Origin of the sequence: Marinobacter sp. CH_CUG1437-1 (assembly GCF_037029655.1) — a bacterium.
GTDB classification, from domain to species: domain Bacteria; phylum Pseudomonadota; class Gammaproteobacteria; order Pseudomonadales; family Oleiphilaceae; genus Marinobacter; species Marinobacter salsuginis.
Genome location: NZ_JAYMEW010000001.1, coordinates 831,938 through 852,109, shown reverse-complemented (window position 1 = coordinate 852,109; position 20,172 = coordinate 831,938). Strand labels below are relative to the sequence as shown.

The 20,172-nt window shown below is 59.3% G+C and carries 16 protein-coding genes; 7 read left to right on the top strand and 9 right to left on the bottom strand.

Annotated features, from left to right (window positions below):
- Window positions 1-15: 15 nt before the first annotated feature.
- On the bottom strand, window positions 16-351 hold the full coding sequence (locus tag WA411_RS03855) for a c-type cytochrome (protein ID WP_153634420.1): 336 nt from the start codon (window positions 349-351) through the stop codon (window positions 16-18).
- A 219-nt stretch (window positions 352-570) separates the two neighbouring features.
- Here WA411_RS03855 and WA411_RS03850 point away from each other — a divergent pair, with 219 nt between their 5' ends.
- Window positions 571-1,674 (top strand): enoyl-CoA hydratase/isomerase family protein, encoded by a 1,104-nt coding sequence (locus WA411_RS03850; protein WP_291904546.1) that lies wholly within the window; start codon window positions 571-573, stop codon window positions 1,672-1,674.
- Window positions 1,675-1,684: 10 nt separating this feature from the next.
- Here WA411_RS03850 and WA411_RS03845 read toward each other — a convergent pair whose 3' ends face one another.
- The 3 genes from WA411_RS03845 to WA411_RS03835 all read right to left on the bottom strand — a co-directional run bounded on the left by WA411_RS03845 (window position 1,685) and on the right by WA411_RS03835 (window position 4,801).
- A complete protein-coding gene (locus WA411_RS03845) occupies window positions 1,685-2,182 on the bottom strand; it encodes an ankyrin repeat domain-containing protein (RefSeq protein ID WP_153634023.1) in 498 nt (165 codons plus the stop codon).
- A gap of 82 nt (window positions 2,183-2,264) precedes the next feature.
- Window positions 2,265-4,424, bottom strand: coding sequence for a tRNA(Met) cytidine acetyltransferase TmcA (locus WA411_RS03840; protein ID WP_291904550.1), 2,160 nt, complete (start codon window positions 4,422-4,424; stop codon window positions 2,265-2,267).
- Entirely contained in the window at window positions 4,424-4,801 is a 378-nt protein-coding gene (locus WA411_RS03835; RefSeq protein WP_291904552.1) for a DUF2237 family protein, read from the bottom strand. The genes WA411_RS03840 and WA411_RS03835 overlap by 1 nt, the downstream gene beginning before the upstream one ends.
- Window positions 4,802-5,004: 203 nt before the next feature.
- Between WA411_RS03835 and WA411_RS03830 the strand changes: the two genes are divergently transcribed.
- The gene (locus WA411_RS03830) at window positions 5,005-7,326 is read left to right on the top strand and encodes an ATP-dependent helicase (protein ID WP_291904553.1); all 2,322 of its coding nucleotides are present in this window, start codon (window positions 5,005-5,007) and stop codon (window positions 7,324-7,326) included.
- Between the two features lie 160 nt (window positions 7,327-7,486).
- Window positions 7,487-8,695, top strand: coding sequence for an OmpA family protein (locus WA411_RS03825; RefSeq protein WP_291904554.1), 1,209 nt, complete (start codon window positions 7,487-7,489; stop codon window positions 8,693-8,695).
- Window positions 8,696-8,842: 147 nt separating this feature from the next.
- Here the strand turns inward: WA411_RS03825 and WA411_RS03820 are convergent, their stop codons facing one another.
- Window positions 8,843-10,117, bottom strand: a complete 1,275-nt coding sequence (locus WA411_RS03820) for a methyltransferase (RefSeq protein WP_291904556.1) — start codon at window positions 10,115-10,117, stop codon at window positions 8,843-8,845.
- On the opposite strand from WA411_RS03820, the gene WA411_RS03815 reads away from it, so the two are divergent.
- Window positions 10,116-10,844 carry a tRNA/rRNA methyltransferase gene (locus WA411_RS03815; protein WP_136631170.1) on the top strand — a complete coding sequence of 243 codons (729 nt, stop codon included), beginning with the start codon at window positions 10,116-10,118 and terminating at the stop codon, window positions 10,842-10,844. The two genes, WA411_RS03820 and WA411_RS03815, sit on opposite strands and share 2 nt — an antisense overlap.
- A 125-nt stretch (window positions 10,845-10,969) precedes the next feature.
- Here the strand turns inward: WA411_RS03815 and WA411_RS03810 are convergent, their stop codons facing one another.
- Both WA411_RS03810 and WA411_RS03805 read right to left on the bottom strand, forming a co-directional pair.
- On the bottom strand, window positions 10,970-12,241 hold the full coding sequence (locus WA411_RS03810) for a D-amino acid dehydrogenase (RefSeq protein ID WP_291904559.1): 1,272 nt from the start codon (window positions 12,239-12,241) through the stop codon (window positions 10,970-10,972).
- Between the two features lie 17 nt (window positions 12,242-12,258).
- On the bottom strand, window positions 12,259-13,092 hold the full coding sequence (locus tag WA411_RS03805) for a polyphosphate kinase (protein ID WP_291904561.1): 834 nt from the start codon (window positions 13,090-13,092) through the stop codon (window positions 12,259-12,261).
- 129 nt (window positions 13,093-13,221) lie between these two features.
- Here WA411_RS03805 and WA411_RS03800 point away from each other — a divergent pair, with 129 nt between their 5' ends.
- From WA411_RS03800 to WA411_RS03790, 3 genes are all read left to right on the top strand, one after another.
- Window positions 13,222-14,031: a TatD family hydrolase gene (locus WA411_RS03800; RefSeq protein ID WP_291904562.1), complete on the top strand. Its 810-nt coding sequence runs from the start codon at window positions 13,222-13,224 to the stop codon at window positions 14,029-14,031.
- Window positions 14,028-15,236, top strand: a complete 1,209-nt coding sequence (locus tag WA411_RS03795; protein WP_291904563.1) for an HD-GYP domain-containing protein — start codon at window positions 14,028-14,030, stop codon at window positions 15,234-15,236. The genes WA411_RS03800 and WA411_RS03795 overlap by 4 nt, the downstream gene beginning before the upstream one ends.
- A 69-nt stretch (window positions 15,237-15,305) precedes the next feature.
- A complete protein-coding gene (locus tag WA411_RS03790; protein WP_291904564.1) occupies window positions 15,306-16,922 on the top strand; it encodes a Na/Pi cotransporter family protein in 1,617 nt (538 codons plus the stop codon).
- Here WA411_RS03790 and WA411_RS03785 read toward each other — a convergent pair.
- Together WA411_RS03785 and WA411_RS03780 are read right to left on the bottom strand one after the other, a co-directional pair.
- Window positions 16,892-19,171: a diguanylate cyclase domain-containing protein gene (locus tag WA411_RS03785; RefSeq protein ID WP_291904565.1), complete on the bottom strand. Its 2,280-nt coding sequence runs from the start codon at window positions 19,169-19,171 to the stop codon at window positions 16,892-16,894. The two genes, WA411_RS03790 and WA411_RS03785, sit on opposite strands and share 31 nt — an antisense overlap.
- A complete protein-coding gene (locus WA411_RS03780) occupies window positions 19,168-20,127 on the bottom strand; it encodes an ABC transporter substrate-binding protein (RefSeq protein WP_291904567.1) in 960 nt (319 codons plus the stop codon). The genes WA411_RS03785 and WA411_RS03780 overlap by 4 nt, the downstream gene beginning before the upstream one ends.
- Between the last annotated feature and the right edge of the window lie 45 nt (window positions 20,128-20,172).

The following is a 20,172-nucleotide window of genomic DNA, read 5'->3' as shown; positions in this document are numbered from 1 at the left end:
CTGACCTTCACGCGTTTACTTACCGCCGTCTGCCGGCAGGCTGGCGTAATAGGCTGCCAGATTTGCGATATCTGTATCACTCAAGGCAGCAGCCTGACCCTGCATGATGGCCGCCTGGCCGCCGGAGCGCTGCTTGTTTTTGTACGCCTTCAGGGCCGATACCAGGTACTGCTCATTCTGGCCCGCCAGGTTCGGATAGGTCGGGATCTGCGCAAGACCATTCTGACCATGACACGCAGCGCAGACGGCCGCCTTGGCCTTGCCAGCTTCCGCGTCGCCGGCAGAAACTACTGCAGGCACAGCAGCGCCAAGCGCAAAAATTCCCGCAACAGCGTAGTGTTTCAGATTCATTGTCATTACCCTCTCATCATCGTTTTAAAGATTTTCAGGCCGGTTCGGACGCCGGACGGTAACCTGACTAGCACTTATAGCACAGAGCCGGGGAACCTCAAATGCGATAGGTCAAGGACGGCTTTTCGACGTTCGTCCTCTTTCCTGGCCGGGCTATTAAGGTGAAAGTACGTTCAATTCCGAATCCAAGATCGATTTAATTCTCCGGAGATAACGTCAATGTCTGTAGAGGCCCAGGAACTTGCCTGTCGCGAAGGCCACATCGGTGTTCTGACGCTCAACTCCCCAGGCACGCTCAATGCGCTTTCCGAGCACATGATCCAGCAAACCCAGGAAGTTCTTGATCGGTGGGCCGAGGACGACCGGATCTGTGTCGTGGTTATCCGGGGCGCGGGCGAGAGAGCCTTCTGCGCCGGTGGAGACATCCGCGAACTCTATGACGCCATTCAGAATCCGGAAGAGCCGGAGAAACCGGTGCGCTTTTTCACCCGGGAATATCGGATGGACTACAACATTCACCGTTTTCCCAAGCCGGTTTTGGGTATCGCCCACGGCGTGGTGATGGGCGGTGGTCTTGGTGTGTTTTCCGGCTGCCGGTACCGGCTGGTAACCCCGGATGTCACGCTCGCGATGCCCGAGATCACCATCGGCCTGTTTCCGGATGTTGGCGCCAGCTGGTTCCTCAAAAGGCTACCCGGCCGGCTGGGCCTGTTCATGGGCCTGACCGGTGCTCGCCTGAACGTGAGCGATGCACTTCGGGTCGGCCTTGCGGACATGGCCATTCTGCCTGAAGACCGGGACCGTTTGCTGGATCGCCTGGCCTCTGAACGGTGGACCGGGCAGACCGCCGCGGACGACAACCGACTTTTCCGCCTGCTCAATCAGATCCAGACACCGGATTACCGGTCGCTGCCGCCCAGCCATTTGGCAAAACACGAACAGCGGATTGCCCGGCTGAGCGCGGGCGATGAACTGCCGGAAATCGTCGATCAGTTGCTCACGGCGGAGGTGGACTGCGACTGGTGGCATGCCTGCATGAACACGCTGAGAATGGGATGCCCGGTGTCGGCCTGGCTGGTCTGGACCCAGTTGCAAAAGGCCCAGCAGATGTCCCTGAAGGACGCCTTCCGGATGGAGCTGGCGATGGTCTCGGAATGCATCCGCCGGCCGGACCTGGCCGAGGGCATTCGAGCCCTGGCCATCGATAAGGATCGGCAGCCGAAGTGGAGTTATCTGAGCGTTGCTGATGTACCGGAAGAGGTGGTTGCGGCCCATTTCACCCCGGAGTGGGATGACGAAACCGATCCGATGGGGCTGGAATAGCGTCCGGGAACTACAGCTGCGCGCCCGCCTGCACCAGTAGCATTTCCAGATCCCGGTTATTGGTGGCCCGGGCGATGTCCAGCGCGGTCTGGCCGTCGCTGGCCCGGTAATTCACGTCCGCCCCGGCAGCCACCAGCCTTTCCGCAGTCAGCAAGTCGCCATTGGCCACTATCTTCATGAGCAGGGATTCCCCACCCTGGCTGACATTGACGTTGGCACCGGCCGCCAGTAACACCTTGACCACCGAGAGATGGCCGTTTTCGGCCGCGCGCATCACAGGCGTATAGCCGTTGCGATCGCTGGTGTTCACATCGGCACCGGCGGAAAGCAACAGCTGCACGCGTCTTTTCTCGCCATTGCCTGCTGCAGTAATCAGCAGCGCGTCGGCCTCGGCCAGGGCCTCGGGGCTGAGAGCAACCGGCTGGCTCTGGGAAGCGCAGGCAGACAGGAAAGCAAGAAGCGGAAGCAAAATCAGCAAAAAACGGGGGGCGCCGGTTCCCTTGGCCATAGCAAACAGTCTCTGTGGGGCTTTGTAGAAGGATACGAGGCCCTATTCTGGGCAGACACCATCGGAAATTAAATCGAGCGAGTCACAAACCCGGACCGTCCTTGAGCAGATCGCGAACCAGCTGCCGCAAACGGTCTTCGCCATCCCTCTGCCCCAGGCACAACTTCTCGGCCTGAAGCGAGGACCATGGCGCACCCTGAAGTACACAGCGGCACCACAGGGCGCGGTCTGCATGGCCACGCAACCCTGCCATGGCACCGGGCGCCTGACTCAGCTTCCGCAGCACCGGAACCGTTATCTGAAACCCCCGGTGGCCGTTGGCGAAATTCCGAAGCTCCCTCAAATCATCGGAATCCAACGCCAACCCGGGTGGCAGTTCTGCGGTTATCTCCGCCAGCATATCCGCCCCCAGCCGCGGCCAGTTGTCCGGAACCAGGGTTAGCCAATGGCCAGCCAGCCGCTGGCGAATACGCCCTTCCAGTTCCCGGCCTGGCCGCGAGATACCCTGGATCATCTGCAGCGGGTACTCACCACTGGACGCTTCCTGTTGAAGACCCACTCTCACCACACGAAGACCACAGCTTTGCCAGAACGCCAGCAAATCAGCGCTGCCACCAAAACTGGTACCCAGGTAATCAACGCCCCGTTCGGCGGTATAGGCTCGTGCGGCCTCCACCAGGCTTCGGCCAATACCCGACCGCCTGGCGTCGTCTGACACTGCAATCCGGACCACCCGGAGCGCTTTCAGGGCAGCGGCTTCTGGATAGCCGCTGTGGCTGGCCAGTGACTGCGGCAGTAGATGGCCGCGAATTCGACGGGTCCCCAGACTGACCTGCTCCGCCAGCCCGGCCGAAAGCCCACCTTCGAGCGCACACCAGAGTATTCCAACCGTGCGTTCGCCAATTCTCGCCCGCCAGCTTCGGGCGGCAATATCATCCAGCCATTGCCGCAGATCAGCGGGACTGGTCCGGTAATGGGCATCCACCAGCAAGCCAAAGGCGTTCGACAACGCCTCGTCACTGGCGGTTGCCGGCTGCCAGGGCTCGATCACCAGTTCCCCGGCGCTGTTTTCGGTTTCCACGGCTGAACCACTGCCATCTGCCGCCAGCAGGAAGAGCTGGGTGATCAGGGTCTCCAGTGGATCCCCGCGGGCCCAGCGCACCGGTTCGGTCAGCGTTGCCGCTTGCCAGTGAGGCGTTGATTGCTCGAGGACCTGTCGAAAACGTATGGCAAAGCCACGGCCGGCGCCCTCGTAACCATGCACCGTGGTGGCAAACGCTACCCTGGGCCAGCCCAGAAGGATCGATTTCAACAGAGGCGCGGGAAGAGCCGCTGCCTCATCCACCAGAATCACCTCGGCCTCCGGCCGCGAGGCCAGGAGTTCCCGAACCGGAACATACCTCAGGCGCGCGCCCGACCTGGTTGTCAGCGTACCAGCGCTGGCCTGATCCAGTTGATCCGAAAGGGCATCACGGGCGTGACGGAACAGGGTGTCCACATTCTGTTTTGACGGCGCAGTAACAACAATTTCCTGCCTGCCTTTCTTCAGCAATTCCGCGGCCGCCATGCCCAGAGCGGCGGACTTGCCCCGCCCCCGGTCTGCCGTGACAACCAGCGGCCGGCGTCTTCGGCCCTGGCCAAACCGGACCAGGCGATAGATCAACTGTTCCTGGTCCGGGGTTGTTTCAATCCGGAAGCTTTGCTCCGGTATCTGCGGAATGGTCAGCGAGGGCGTTTCGGCACGGCCCGGGGATATGCGGATCACAGCCTCATGTTCGGCAAGAATGTCGGCCATGCGGGCGGCGAAAGGATGCTCGCCACCATGGTCCAGGCCGGTTCTCGTGTAATCCGGGTCGGCAAACCGGCGCCATTCATCCAGCGGTGGCATCAGCCAGAACAGCAGGCCGCCGGCGGTCAATGCCCCGGAGAGCGCCGCGAAGGCATCTGGAGGGTTTCCCTGCCAGCCGTCCCAGACAATCACGGAAACCTCACGGCCGAGCCAGTTTCTGGCCTCAGTTGGAAAATTTCCCGCCAGGCGAGGATCAGGGCTCTGGTCTGCCGGGCCGGTCCAGACGCCGGTTTGAATGTCGAGCTCAGGTAGCAGCCCAGAAAGCCACCTGAGGTTGCTCTCCCGATTGCCCTCCAGCAGGACCAGACGGCGTTCGCCTCTGGCGGCAAGACTGGCCTGCAGGGCACGCCAGATTGCATGATCTGGGGCGGCGTCGGGTTCGGGATGGCTCATCAGCTGAGGTCGGCACCGTGGGCTTTGAGGTCGTCCAGGGCGCATTTTTCCAGAGCGGCCCGGTGGGTGGCGCGCAGGCGCACTCTTGGTGCGCAACCAGCCTCAAAGGCTTCCTGCCAGCGGCCGGCGCACAGGCACCAGCTGTCGCCTGCTTTCAGGCCTTCGAAGCCAAACTCGGGCCTGGGGGTGCTGAGGTCGTTACCCTGGGCTTTGGAGAATTCCAAGAAGTCGTCGGTGACTACGGCGCAGACGGCATGCAGGCCAAAGTCATCGGGGCCGACGTTGCAGCAGCCATCGCGGTAGAAGCCGGTCATCGGGTCTTTGCCGCAGGTTTCCAGTTTTTCGCCGAGTACGTTTACGGATTCTGCTATTTCCATTATTCAGACCTTTTGGCTTGGGAGTTAGCGGGAGCTCGGGGGCAGCCAGTTGGTGAGCGGCCTTCCAAAACACGCTCCTTGCGGCACATCCATGTGGCGCTTGGGCTCCGCCATCCTTGGCTCCGCACAGTTTTGGAAGGCCGCTCACCAACTGACTGTCACACCTGTGAGTTGGCGTCCCCGAGTCTCAAACTGGGTCAATTATGCGGGAGCGGTATCCGCTCTACCAGCGGGCCGTTACAATACCGGCCATGCCGACCGAACCCCAAATTTCTGATACCACCAACCTGCCGGATTACCTTACCGATGAACAGCGGGCGATTATTACCGCTGGCTATGAACATACGGTGATTACCGCCGTGGCCGGCAGTGGCAAGACGTCGACGCTGGCGTGGCGGATTCGGTATCTGCTGGAACAGGGGCATGATCCGGATCGGATGCTGGTGCTGATGTTCAACCGCAGTGCCCGGGTGGATTTCGAGCGCAAGCTGCAAGAGGTTTGCGCACAGAGCGGGCTGGCGCTGCCGGAGATTCGGACCTATCACGCCATGGGCCTTCGGCTGTACAAACGGTTTGTTCGGGAGGGCTATTTGCCGGGGTTTTCGGAGAAGATCCTGACCGAGCAGGAGATCAGTTTTCAGGCCTGGCAGTTGACGCGTCGGCTGGCGCCGGAGGATCTGGCGGATGAGATCCGGCGCAACAAGAAGGATTTTGTCGAGACGGCGACGGGGTTTATTGACCTGGTAAAGACCACGCTGTCGCCAGCAGAGATTGTGTTTGAGGAACTGGGGTACTCGGACAAGCACAAATACCTGGTTGATCTGTTCCACAGTTTTGAACAGTGGCGCAAGAGCCAGGGTCGGATCAGTTATGCCGACATGCTGTATGAGCCGGTGATGGCCATTCACCAGAATCCTCCGTTGCAGCGGCTGGTTGGCAACAAGATGGATCTGATTCTGGTGGATGAGTACCAGGACACCAATGAGATCCAGCATTTGCTGTTGCGCTACGTGGCCGGGGACCGGGCCCGGGTGACGGTTGTTGGTGACCCGGATCAGACGATCTACGAGTTCCGGGGCGCGAAGCCGGAGTTTATCCTCAAACGGTTCAGCGATGAGTTCGAAAGCCCTTTGGAGCAGACTCTCAGCTACACCTTCCGGTATGGCCACCGGGTGGCACTGCTGGCAAACCATCTGATCTGCCACAACACGGGGCGCAAGGATGTGCTTTGCCACTCCCACCCTTCCACTCCGGGCACGAAGATCACCCTCCATCGGGCGGAGAGCGATGCCGATACCGTTTTGCAGATTCTGCAGGGTCAGTCGGAACCGGCTCTGGCAGGAACGGCGATTCTGTTCCGGGTCTGGAGTCAGAGTGTCCCTATTGAGCTGAAGCTGCTGGCCCGGCAGATTCCCTACCGGATCGATGCCGGCAAGGGCGCGCTGTTCAGTCGGGAAGTGCAGGCGATCACCGCGCTGCTGATGGTGGTGACCGGCAAGCTGGAAAACCTGCCGGACGAGGACAGGCTTGAGCTGGCACGGCAGTTGTTGCGTTTTCCCCACGTTGGTTTGAAAGAGCCCGAACTGGAGCAACTGGCACGGTTCCTGGCCGGGTTTTCCGGCGGCTGGCACGAGCGGTTGCTGGCTATGGATTTTGACGCTCTGGCACCGATGGCGGCGCGTAAGCTGCGAAAGCTTGGCGAGGTGCTTGCCCAGCTTCGCAGTTATGGGGGGCCGGTTGCAGGACTGATCAGTGTCTACGCCGAGCATACAGACCTCTATGAAGGCATCCGGAGCCTGGCCCTGACCCATGAAAGCGCTGAAGAGCGGATTGATACCGTGCAGGGATTCCGGCAATACCTGAAAAGCCTGGATGTCACCGCCGAAGGGGCCCTGGAGCATCTGAAAGCCCTGAAGCAACAGGCGGGCGAAAAGCGTCAGGGGGGCGTTTTGCTCTCAACGATTCATCGCACCAAGGGGCTGGAGTGGCCAACCGTGATCATTCCGGGCCTACAGGAGAAATACCTGCCTTACAGCCCCAAACCCCAGGACGATGCGCGGGGCTTTCTGGAGAGTGAGCGGCGGCTGCTCTATGTGGCCATGACCAGGACCCGCCAGCAGCTCCATCTGATTACCCGCCCTGCCAGCAAGCAACCGCATCTGGACGGCGATCAGGGCCCGAGCCGTTTTGTGGAAGAATTCTGCTTCGAACTGGCCGAGGAGTTCGGACGCTGGTTGGATGAACGCAGTCCAGCCCAATCCTCAACCATCCGGCTGACCGCCCCTATCACGCCGGTTAGCCAACGCTATGCCAACCGGGAAAATGTCGCCATCGAGGGTAATGCGGCAACGTCTGCCAATTCGATGGAACCACTCTGGCATCAGAAACGTCTTAGCCACGCCATTTTTGGTCCGGGCTCGGTGGTTACCGAGGATGAGAGCTCCTTCGAAGTGCACTTCGATAACGGCGAGATCCTCAATTTCAGCAAAAAGAGCGCGCATCTGTACTTTACTGCTCTGGCCTGAAACGACTTCCGGCTCGTAAAGGTCAACTGGGTACAATTGCGGAGGTAACAATCCGTATCATTTTTTTGTCTTTTTTGGCCTACTAGCCTAAATTCCGGGTATGCAAGCACTTTTCATGAGGAAGTGCGGTACCACAACGACAATGAACAGGAGGTTCTGCATGAACGTCATGCGTCCTATTTCCGCGGCTGTTCTAGCCGCCACCCTTGCAACTCCGGCCATCGCCGACCGTCAGGAAACCATTTATATCAACCCGTTTGCGGGTTTCCAGCTGTTTGACGACAAGCGCGACCTGAGCGAGACCGGCACGTTCGGGGTTGGCGTGGAATACCGTTTCCGTCCCCATTGGTCCGTTGAGGCGCTGTACTCGCGCGCGGATGCCGATCGCAAGTACGTGCCCGGTGAGTCCGAGTTCGACGAAGTCAGGGTCGATGGCACCTACTACTTTGCAGGCCCGGACGAAGCCTGGAACCCGTATGTTTCCCTGGGTGCCGGCCATGCAGACTTCGGTTCTGACAACAGCGGTGTCCGTACCGCCGGCAGCAACCACGATGAGACGCGAGTGAACGTCGGCACCGGCTTCCGCTATAACATCAGTGATTCCGTATCGCTGCGCGGCGATCTCCGTGAATTCCATGGCATTGATGAGAGCACCTTCGACACGCAGGTCTCCCTGGGCATCAGTTTCGCCTTCACTCGCACAGTGGCCCAGGCTTCTCCCCAGCCCGCGCAGCCAGCAGACGCTGACGGCGATGGCGTACCGGATTCCCGGGACCAGTGCCCCGGCACACTGGCTGGCGCAACCGTTGACAGCAATGGCTGCGAGCCGGATTCGGATCGCGACGGCGTTGTCGATAGCCGCGACCAGTGCCCTGACACACCGCGCGGTGCGGAAGTAAACAGCCGTGGCTGTGAGCTGGACAGCGATAACGATGGCGTGGTCAACAGCCAGGATCTGTGCCCGAACACCACCGCCGGCGCAGAAGTGGATGACACCGGCTGTGAGGGTGTCACCGAGACCATCCAGACCTTCACCATCGAAGTGAAGTTCCCGACCAACAGCTCCGTGATCGGCAACGCCTACGATGAGGAAATCCGTCGCGTGGCTGATTTCATGCAGGAAAACCCGGAAACCATCGTGGAGATTGCCGGTCACACCGACAGCGCCGGTGCCGCCGACTACAATCAGTTCCTGTCCCAGCGCCGTGCCGAAGCAGTTGCCGGCCGTCTGACAGGTCCTCTGGGCGTTGATCCGGCGCGGGTGGAAGCCGTAGGTTACGGCGAGGAACAGCCGATTGCCTCTAACGAGACAGCCGCTGGCCGCGCGGAGAACCGCCGGGTCGAAGCTCGCATTCAGGTTCGCCGTTAAGTTACGGGCGTTAGCTGAGTGAATTGAAAAGGCGCCTCCGGGCGCCTTTTTTGCGTCTGGAAACAAGTGGGGAACTCACGCCGCTTCTCAGTCCGGGTTTACAGACCCGCTATTACGGGGCGTTTTATGAGCTGACCTACGTGTATTTCAGGGATGGCTGTGTTGAACGGGTGGAGTACCGGAAACCCTGACCGCATCGATCAGCAGATTACGGGGCGTCAGAGCCCGATCGCAGAAGTGACCAAGACGTACCTGGTAGCCCTGCTCTTCCAGGAAGAGCGCATAGTCGAGCACCATCCAGAGTTCCAGTGGGCGCCGGAACAGGTGCCGGACCAGCTCATGACGGCGAACCTCTGCCAGCCGACGCTCGCCAAGCGCCAACCAGTGATCAAACTCGACCCTGTCGGGTAACTCAAGGTGCTTTTTCGCTGCGGCCCATCGACAAAAAGCTGGAAAGCCTTCCCTCAGCAGTCGCGCCGGATGGGAAGGTACAGGAAGGTATTCGTCCTGCCCCCGCAAGAACCGTTGCAGGCCATCGAACCCCAGGCGCCACTGGCTGATCAAACGAGTCTGTTCCCGAACCCGGGCAGGCGCCGTCACCGTTTCCTGGACCGCCAGCCGCAGATCATTTCGGCCCGGTTGCAGCACCCCCTGATAGCCCGACGCCCGCCGGGAAAGGGGGCGATAAGTGTCCTGGCCGGTCAGGTGGTAGCAGCAGGGTGAAATGCTCAGCCGGGGCAATCCAGCCTCGCTGCCTCGTGTGAGCAGCTGCCGGTGCAGATCGCCGCAGGCATGGAGTGCAACGCCATGGTAATCGTCTGGAAGCTTCAGTCCCGGGGCCATCACGTCCTGGCAGCCGATCGACACCCGATCCCCGAAGTGCTCGGCCAGACGGTTTCCATCATGAACCAGCTCCGGATTCCACTCGAAACCCTGGATCTCACCGGGGCACAACGGCGCCAGCGTCCGCGCAAGATGGCCCTTGCCGCAGCACCAGTCCAGGGCGGGGTGGTCCAGCGGTGCCAGTGCGGCGGCAAAGGCACCCGACTGCAGACGCTTTCGGCCGGGCATATCGGTGGCCCGGATTTCCGGCAGGGTCGCCTTTGATGCCTCATCGTCCGAGGGCAAAAGCGCCGGCACTTGCACGATGTCCGCATACCCTTCCAGGGACGGCAGCCACCGTGCTGCCCGAGCCGCCAATTCAACGGGCCTGTCATCCAGGTACTGGCATTCTGCATCGCTAAGCTCTGCCAGCATCGCTGCCAGTTCGGGATAAGCTTTTGTCCAGGCCGGCTGCGGTGTCATGAACGGCGCCGGCTGCCAGAACGCCTGGTGCTGCACCAGCCAGTCGTTCAGCTGCTGCCATCGCTGATAAAAAGATTCCGCGCCGTGGTGTAAACTCGCCGCCGGAGGTAACGTCATGAAACTGGCCTTTGTACTTGTTGAGCCCAAGGTTCCCGAAAATGTCGGTGCGGCCGCCCGTGCCCTGTGCACCATGGGCTTCGGCGAGCTCTGGCTGGTCAACTCGGACCTGCACACCCGCTCCGAAGCCCACTGGCTGGCTCACGGCAGCGACCACATCCTGGACAATGCGCGCATTTTCCCCGATCTGGCGGCGGTAAGAAACTCCGTAGACCTGCTAATGGGCACCTCCGCGAAGACCCGGCATCAACGCCAGGATTGGCACGGCCCCTCTGATCTGCGGAAGGTTCTGGCTACGAAGGGGGCGTCCGTGGCAACCGCAGCACTGGTGTTTGGCCGGGAAGATCGCGGGCTGTCCAATGAAGAGCTGGCACTCTGCGATCTGCTCACCGGCATTCCCATGAAGGTCGCCTACCCCTCCCTGAATCTGGCCCAGTCGGTGATGCTCTATGCCTGGGAAATGTCCGGGCTTTCAGAATCTATGGATGACGAACCTGAGCCTGCCGATGAACATCGGCTTGGCGCCCTCCGCAACCGGCTCGAAACCCTGCTACCAGAACTCGATACGCCGCCTGAAGGGAAGCTGTCCCAGTGGGTTTTCGAGCGGCTGCCATTGCTGTCTGATCGGGATATCGGGTTTGTTCATACGCTTTGCTCGAACATCGAGCGCGTTGTGGAGTGCAGGTCTCAGCCGCGCTCGGACCCCGAGGAAAAACAGGACGGATAGGCCCTCCCGGGATACGCTGTAAATACGTCCATGTACGCTCGACGAAAACATCCATGTTTTCGACGATCCCGGGAGGGACTATCCGTCCTGTTCTCGGGCCTTTTGCGCGCATCGGTTTGTTAAAACTACTCCTGGAATCTTCCTGGGCGGAAGGCATCCAGACAAATGGTGGGTTCCTCCCCTTCGATTACCTGGGCGATGACATCGGCACTGCCGGCTGACAGGGTCCAGCCGAAGGTGCCGTGGCCGGTATTCAAATAGAGATTTTCTCTGGGACCGCGGCCAATAATCGCCGGGCCGTCGGGGGTCATGGGGCGAAAACCTGTCCAGGTTTCAGCGGCATCGAGGTCGGCACAGCCGGGGAACCGGGATTCGACCGACTTCTTGATAGTTGCCAGTCGGGCTTCGGGAATCTCCCGATTAAAATCGGCCAGTTCAACGAAGCCGGTGGCCCGTAAACGGTTGCCCAGACGGGTAGAGACGACCTTGTAGTTGTCGTCGTGTATGGTCGATGACGGGCCGCGTTCAGGGTCTTTCATCGGGACGGTGAGGCTGTAACCTTTTACCGGATAGATTGGCAGTTCCAGGCCCAACGGCTGCACCAGATGATTGGACCAGCACCCGGCGCTGATTACGAAGGCATCCGCCTCCAGGGTTTCCATCACCCCTTCGCCGGTTCTGAGTGAAATTGCACTGACCTTCTGCTCATCGGCAATGAGTTTTTCCGCTTCCACGTTGTAACGAACGACAACCCCCTTTTCCTCGCAGGCTTTCGCTAGCTCCCGGGAGAACTTGTGACAGTCACCGGTGCCATCGCTGTCGTAGCTGAGGGCCCCGTATAGCGGGCCGTTGCCGACCATGCCGGGTTCGGCCTCGCGCACCTGTTCGGGGGTGAGCAGACGGGAAGGAATGCCGAGCTCCTTCAGAAGTTCATGGGTTGTCCGGTAGCCTTCCAGCGCCTCCGGGGTGCTGGCCAGGTGCAGCAGGCCCTGATGGTCGCCATCAAAGGCAAGATCCAACTCCTTTTCCAGCGCGAGAAACCGTTCCCGGCTGTGGATGCCCAGGCGCAACATGGCGCGACGATTCAGGCCGAACAGGCCCGGCGACCAGGCGTAACGGAGGGTGGCGAACATGAATTTCAGGGTTTCCACCGACGGCGGGAAGCGAAGCTTCAAGGGGCCGTCCTGCTTGAGGATCCAGGGGATGGCCTTGAACACAATTGAGGGATCCGCCCAGGGGTAGACCACGCCGTAGGAGCGCTGGGCCGCGTTGGCCTTGCTGGTTTCGTTGCCGGCAATTGCGTGACGCTCCAGCACAGTCACCTGGTGGCCCCGGCGATTCAGTTCGTAGGCCGTGGTCATTCCCACCACGCCGCCACCGACTACAACAATGTGCATGCATTCCTCCGCTGTGTTTATTTCACGCCATTTTTTGCCAACAGGCGTCGGTATTCTTTCAGGACAGTCTCATCTTCTTTCGGATAATCCGGCGCCAGCCTTTGCAGTTGCTCTGCCAGTATCGCCGCAACAATGGCACGGGCCTGGGGTTTCCGGTCACCCGGCACAATGAACCAGGGGGACTGCTCCGTATGGGTCTCGGCCAGGGCCTCTTCGGCGAAGGCTTCGTACTGGCGACGTTTCTCCCACCCGTCGATATCCGACTTGTCGAATTTCCAGCGCTTGCGCGGTTTGTCGAGGCGCTTCAACAGGCGCTGTCGATGCTCGTCTTCAGACAGGTTGAGCCAGATCTTGATGATTGTGGTGCCCTCTTCCACCAGATGGGTCTCGAAGTTCCGGATGGAGCGGTAACGGTTCTGCCAGTTGTAGCTGACGGGCTCATGGACCGGCCATACCCGCTCGGCGATCACAGCTTCGTGATGGCTGCGATTGAAGGCCACCATCTCGCCAAAGCCGGGCAAGAAGGGCGTGACCCGCCATAGAAAGTCATGGCGGGTTTCGGCACCCCTGGGCCGGCTGAATGACCAGGCGTGAAATCCGGCGGGATCTGCAAAGGTTGCCAGTGTGCGGATCAGGCTGTCCTTACCGCTGGTATCCGGTCCGTGTGTGACCAGCAGCACCGCCCTTGCCTGATTTGCCCAGAGTCGGCGCTGGTATTCACCAATCTGTTCCAGGCTGGCCTCAAGGCCGGGCAGCTCCGTTTCATCGCTGTCCAGCAATGTCGGGTAGTCCCGGAATCTGGGTTGTCGGGGGTCGAAAAGAAAAGAGCTGGCAAACGCCGACAGCTTCATCAAAGTGCTCCGTGCAACTCCCTATGGACGTAATACAGGTCAACAATCGAACAAGCTGGTAAACTTGTGAGACTGAATTCACAGAATAGCAGCCTGGACGCAGGTTGCGATGGAGTGTAGTACCCGGCAATGAGTAAGAAACGTCGCGAGATTCCCGTATTCGATCACCCGATCATCGAGACCCACTGTCACCTGGATTACCTCAAGGACCGCCCGCTTGAGGAGACACTGGAACAGGCACAGGGGGTCAATATCGAGAAGGTGATCACCATTGCGGTGTCCCCGGACAACCTTGCAAGGGTGCGCGAACTCAGCCAGGTGGCACCCTGGGTTTACGGTACCCAGGGAATCCACCCGCACGATGCCGAAAGTTATTCCGACGACGTGGAAGCGGAAATCCGCGCCCATGCCCGGGACGAAAAGATCGTTGCCGTGGGCGAGATTGGGCTGGACTACTTCTACGACAACGCCGATCGGGACGTACAGCGCGAGGTGTTCCGGCGTCAGTTGCAGATTGCCTGTGACACGGACCGGCCTGTCGTTATCCACAGCCGGGAAGCGGACGAAGATACCATCGAGATCCTTGGCGAGTTTGAGGCCACCCTGAAGCGCCGCGGTGTCATCCATAGCTTCACGTCCGGCCCCGGGCTTGCCCGGTATGCCCTGGATCAGGGCTGGTGCCTGGGCTTCAACGGCATCACCACGTTCAACAAGGCGGAGAACGTCAGGGACATCGTGCGCATGGCACCGATCGACCAGATCCTGTTGGAAACCGATTCACCGTTCCTCACCCCGGTACCCTATCGCGGCAAGGAAAATGCACCGTTTTACCTGCCCTTCGTCGCCGAGAAAATCGCAGAGGTGAAAGCGCTGCCTTTGGACGAGGTGATTGGTAAGACCTACCAGAACAGTCTGAGAACGTTCTTCCCCGGCGAATGATAAAGCGCGTCCCCATCTCCGCACTCAAGGTCGGCATGTACATAACCGACCTGAACAACGACTGGATTCCTCATAACACCCAGCGCAAGCGCGGTGTTATCAAAAAAGAGGAAACCATTGAGAAAATCCGCCGTATGGGGGTGGAGTTCGTCTATATCGACGCCTCTAAGGGACTCGATACCCAGGACTCGGAAACGGCCGCCGAAGTGGATCGCCGGAACGAGTCAGCCCTTCAAAAGGCGGGTGAATTGACCCCGGGGCTGCGGCCCCATGTTCCGCTTGCCGAAGAAATCGTCATCGCCCAGCAGATTCACAGCCAGGCCCAGAACCTGGTTGGCGACTTTATGAACCACGCCAAAGTGGGTGGCGCCATTGATATTGCGCCCATCCACGAGCTGGCGGATGAGCTCCAGCATTCCGTGCTTCGGAATGCCAATGCTCTCAGCTGCCTGGGACGAATCCGGGAGAAAGACAACTACCTACTGGAACACTCGGTCAATCTCAGTGTGTTGATGTCCCTGTTCGGGAATTATCGGGGGCTGTCTGCGGATGTGCTGCACCAGACGATCGTGGGCGCGCTGCTGCACGATCTGGGCAAAATCCTCACTCCCGACGAGATACTCCACAAACCCGGCCGTCTGACGCCGGAAGAGTTTGAAGTGATGAAGCTTCACGCTCGCCATTCACGAGACATTCTGGCTACCACCGAGGGCATAGGTGAGCTCACCGTCATCACGGCAGCTCAGCATCATGAGCGCCTCGATGGCACAGGCTACCCCGAGGGCCTGAAGGGCGACGAGATCTCGGAGTATGGTCGTATGGTCGCGATCAGCGATGTTTACGACGCCATCACCGCTGATCGAGTCTATCACAAGGGCATGACGCCAACGCAGGGCCTGAAGAAGCTTCTGGAATGGAGTGGCAGTCATCTGGATCCGGTTCTGGTCAAACAGTTTATCCGTTGCCTGGGCCTCTATCCGGTTGGTTCGATGGTGCTTTTGGAAAGCGGTCGCCTGGGCGTGGTGGTCGAAGCCAACGAGAGCGATCAGAGACTGCCAACTGTGCGCGTTATGTACCACACCAAATTCCGCATGCCGATCACCGTGGACACCATCGATCTTGCGAAGCCGGGAACCCAGGACCGGATTCTTCGTGCCGTGGACCCGGAAACCTACAAGATCGATGTCCGGAAATTCCTCGCCTGAGTATTCGCCTCGCCCAACCCGGGCTCTGCTAATCTGAAAGCAACCCAACTTCGAGCAACAAGTTCCGACATGACTGCAACTGTCTTTCAGATTCTCGGCGGCCTGGCCCTGTTCCTGCTCGCCATGGAGATGATGACCAATGGCCTGAAAAGCGCTGCGGGGCATCAATTGCGCCATATGCTCGGACATTGGACCCGCAGCCCTCTACGGGGGTTTGGTGCCGGTGTATTGATCACCGGCATCGTCCAGTCTTCAAGCGCGGTCACCGTCGCCACCATCGGCTTTGTGAACGCGGGGCTACTTAGCCTCAGTCATTCACTGGGGGTGGTTTTTGGTGCCAATGTAGGCACCACCATGACCGGCTGGCTGGTCAGTTTTGTCGGCTTCGGATTCAAGATCGAGGCGTTCGCCATGCCCCTGCTGGCAGCCGGTGTGGCCCTGAAGCTGCTGGCCCGGAGCCAGCGGAACCAGTCACTTGGGGAAGCCCTTGCCGGGTTTGCTCTGTTTTTCCTCGGGCTCTCGGTTCTCAAGGATTCCCTTGGGCAATTGACCGTCGGCCTTAATAGTTCCGAGTTTCTCGGCCAGGCCATCGCATTACCCCTTTTCGTTCTATTCGGGTTTCTGGCGACGATGCTGACTCAATCATCCAGCGCGGCCCTGGCCATCATCCTCAGCGCCGCCGCCAGCAGTCTACTCTCCCTTGAAGATGCCGCAGCAGCAGTCGTCGGCGCCAACCTGGGCACCACCTCCACCGCCGCCATTGCCGTACTCAAGGCCACCGCGAGTGCCAGACGCCTCGCTCTTGGTCATGTCATGTTCAATCTTGTCACGGGCGCGATCGCCATTCTGATACTGCCTCTGATGCTCTGGCTCATTGCCTCGTTAACCGACTGGCTGGACCTGGACACCAATGCCGCCCTGTCGCTCGCCATATTCCATACACTGTTCAACCTGCTTGGCGCAGCGATCATGCTGCCGCTGTTGAAGCCATTCGCACGTATCCTCGGGCGAATGTTCCGAAGCAAGGAGGAGGACAACGCAGAACCCCGATTTCTGGATGACACCCTGATCAACACGCCGGAACTCGCAGTGGGCGCCGTTGATCAGGAAATGAAGCGACTAATTGGCCTGACTCGGGGGCTGCTGAGAGTCTGCCTTGACCGGGAGGACCTGACTCCGGAAAAGATCAGGGCCACCATGGAAGCCGCGCAGAGTCTCAACAGCGCGATAACGGAGTACATCTCACGCCTTCGTGCCGAGAAGATGTTGCCTGCCACAGTCGATACCCTGACCCTCTCCATTCGAACCTGCCGATACCTTACGGAAGCGACAGAGCTGGCTCCTGCGCTCCTGCGGCTCCGACAGTCAGGGAAACTCCTGCAAACGGCACCACTGAAAGGTGAGATGGAGGCCTATACCAATCTATTGCGCCACTTGGTTGCGTCAGAAGTAAGGTTGCCGGAAGTTTTCGGGGAAACCGAGAAGATCTACCATATTCTGAAATCGCGAATGCTGGCCATGATCGTCAGACGGGAACTACCTGCCATCGTTGGCGAGCGGAGTCTTGATGACCTGAGTTCGGTTCGCAGGCTCTGTGATCAGTGGCACAAATCCCTGGATTGGCACCCGTCAACCGATCTGCTAAACGGTTTAGTTCAGGCCGAAGGCTCAGTGAACCGCACATAGCGGTTTCTGCCACGGCGTTTGGCCTGATACATCGCATGGTCCGCCTGTCGTAGAAGCTGGTCCCCATCCAGATCCTCGGCTTGAGGGAACAGGGTGTAGCCAATGCTGGCGGAGACCTCGACGTTGTGATCGGCCACCCAAACCGGAGTAGCCACCTGCTGTAGTAGCCGCGCCAACAGGCTCTCCAGAGCTGCTTCATCCTGCACGTTCATGATAATCGCCGCGAATTCGTCGCCCCCGATTCGCGCCAGAGAATCTTCTTCACGGAGTTCGGCGCGCATACGTGTGGCCACCTCAACCAGCAGTTGGTCACCAGCTTCATGGCCAAAAGCGTCGTTTACCGGCTTGAACTCATCGAGATCTATGTAAACTACGGCCAACTTACCATTCTGTCTTTTGGTCAGGGCCATGGCCTGTTGCAAGCGATCAGCAAACAAGACCCGGTTTGGCATGCCCGTCAGGGCATCGTAGTGCGCCATGATACGGAGTCTTCGCTCCTGCTCCTTAAGTCGGCTGATGTCACTGAAGATGCCCACAAAATGGGAGACTTCGCCATGATCACCAAGCACACTGCTGAGGGTCACCGATAACGTTATTCCCTCGCCATCGTTTCTGCGGCTGGCGAACTCACCAGACCAGAAACCCTGAGATCGTGCACTGGAAAAAATACCACTGCCCTCATCCACTGGCAGGGGGGGTAGGCGACCGATCGCCTTTTTGCGTGTCCGGCCGGTGATCGCAAGATAGGCGTCATTTACGTCGATGACCATTCCGTGATTATCGGTAATGAAAATGGCTTCGCGGGCGCATTCAAACACGCTTGCTGCCAGTCTTTGACGCTGCTCTGCTCGCTTCCGGCGGTTGATGTCATAGAGCGAACAAAGAATAAAGTCGTCCCTTCCGTCATCTGCATCGACTGGAGCCATGGTTAGCTCCACCCAGACTTCTGTTCCGTCAGAGCGATTCAATACCCACTCACATTGCTCCACCTGACCACCCTCGACACGGGCCATCATGTGCGCGAGTTTCTGCCAGGAAATGAGTCCGTCTGGCTGGTATTCGGGTGAAAAAACCGATAGATCCTTACCAATGAGCGACTCTCTGGAGGCGTAGCGAAGCAGATCGACGGAAGCCGGGTTGGTGTCAATAAACCGCCCGTCTCGAATGATCAGAGCTGGCTGGGGCCAACCTCGGATGAGTTGACGCAGGCGACGCTGTTCGGAGGCAAGCTGACGTTTACTGCGGGCCAGCCACAAGGACGAAGTGACAAGCAGAATGACCAGAACCAGGATCGTAAACACCCAGAGCCGATACTGCTGTAACGCATCAACCCAGGTCAGCTGGGGCACCTGATCATAGGGCGGGACACGCAGCGTCCGCGCCAGGTATTCAACGGACTGGTAATCCGCGGGCGGTGAAAAGCCGGCAATGCCAACGGCCAGCGCAACCCCATCTTCCGGTTCGATGGCAAAAAGCGCCGAAGCAATCTTGCGCACAGACCTTTCGTTCACATGGGGTAGGGCCACCAGGGGCCACTCTGGATAAAGCCGGGTTGAGACCATGTACGGGAACCCTGAAAGCCGCTGACGATTCAGAACCTTTACCCGGGTAAACAGGTCGGGGTCGGCCTGCGCCATTTGCTCCAGAATGCTGGTGCGGATAAAACCCACGTCTGCATCACCTGTCAGAACCGAACGGACGACCCGGTCGTGAGTGCCGAGAAAGCGAATCAGGTTCACTCTTCGGATATCAATGCCAGCGTCCAGAAGTTCCAGAACCTGGGTCTGATAGCCACCGAGAAAATGAACACCCGGCGAGGCGATCGTCTTGTTGCGGATATCGGCAAGATCCTGGATATCGTTGCGCTCGGCCTTGGCAAAGATCACGCCACCAAGACTCGTTGTGGAAGACTCGCCCGAGCGCCTGACCAGGGTAGCAAGAACCCCGGTCAAGCTGCGTTCGCTGCGGATGAGCAGAAAATGGCTGGGATTCGTAAGGAAAAAATCCAGCCGGTTGGCGGCGATCGCCCGGCTCATATTCTCCTGATTGAGAATCTCCAGCTCTACCTGAATGCCAGTTTCCCGGGAAAGGTAGTCGGTCAGAGGCTGGTAGCGTTCCTGCAGAACGCTATCTGGCCGATAGGCGAAAACGCCCAGGGTCAATGTTTCATCGGCATGGGCTGGTGCAATCGCGGTCAGCTCCGCGACCGTCAGCACGAATAAAAGGGTAGTTAACCGGAGAATACTCAAAGAATCCTCGCTGGCAGGAACGAAGGGTCAGATAAACGCTGGATTCCCGGTTTCTGGTCAATCATCCCTTCTGCCAACATAAGGAGAGACAGGGACTCGGCCATGTTTTCGATAGCGCCAGCCACCCTGAGGTAGCGTTGGTTTGCCGCCAGATCCGGTAGCATGACACTGGCCAGCGCTGCCCGGACCTCATCTGGGCTAATCCCCTGACGGGTCGCAATACGGTATACCGAGTCGTGCATGCTGCGCACCAGATGCTGCAGGCCTGTGAAATGCCCTGAGACCAAATCGCGCACTGCCCTGGAATTGCTGTCTGCTGCTTTTCGGGTCACCACCAGCAAATCGAAGATGGTTTCCGGAATCTGGCTGCTATCGAACAGCCTGACGCCCCCAGCGTTCTCTATGAGTGACGCTGTTGGCTCGTAGCAAACGGAAGCGTCCACTTCACCCCGGGACCAGGCCTGAGCATGCTGGCTTACTGGCAAATCCACTTTTGTCACGTCTTTCGGGCCAAGCCCCGCTAATTCAAGGATTTTAAACAGCATGATGCCCGAGACACCGTCCAGCTCCACCGCAATTCGATGGCCCTCAAGGGCACCCAGTTCAGTAATTGAAGGCTTGACCATCAATACATCGGCGCCCGCGGACACGTCTGCAACAGCAACCGCAACCAGATCCAATCCCCTGGAGCAGAGCCGTATGGTCTCATCCAGAGTCAGAGCAGCTCCATCAAGCGTCCCCGAAAGGAGTCCATCCATAGAGTCTTTTGCCGAGGTACCCTGCACCAGCGCAACCGTATCAGGCAGCCAGTTGAAATCATCGGCGAGGTAAAGCGGTTCATAGCCAACCCAGGGGTGAATACCGAATCTCAGCGGTCCAGAATCGCTGCAACCCGGCAATCCCGCCGCGGACAGTCCGGCTGCAATCGATAAAGCAATAAATTCACGGCGTTGCATCGGGATCCGGACCAGGCTAGGACATTAACAATTGTCAATAAACAC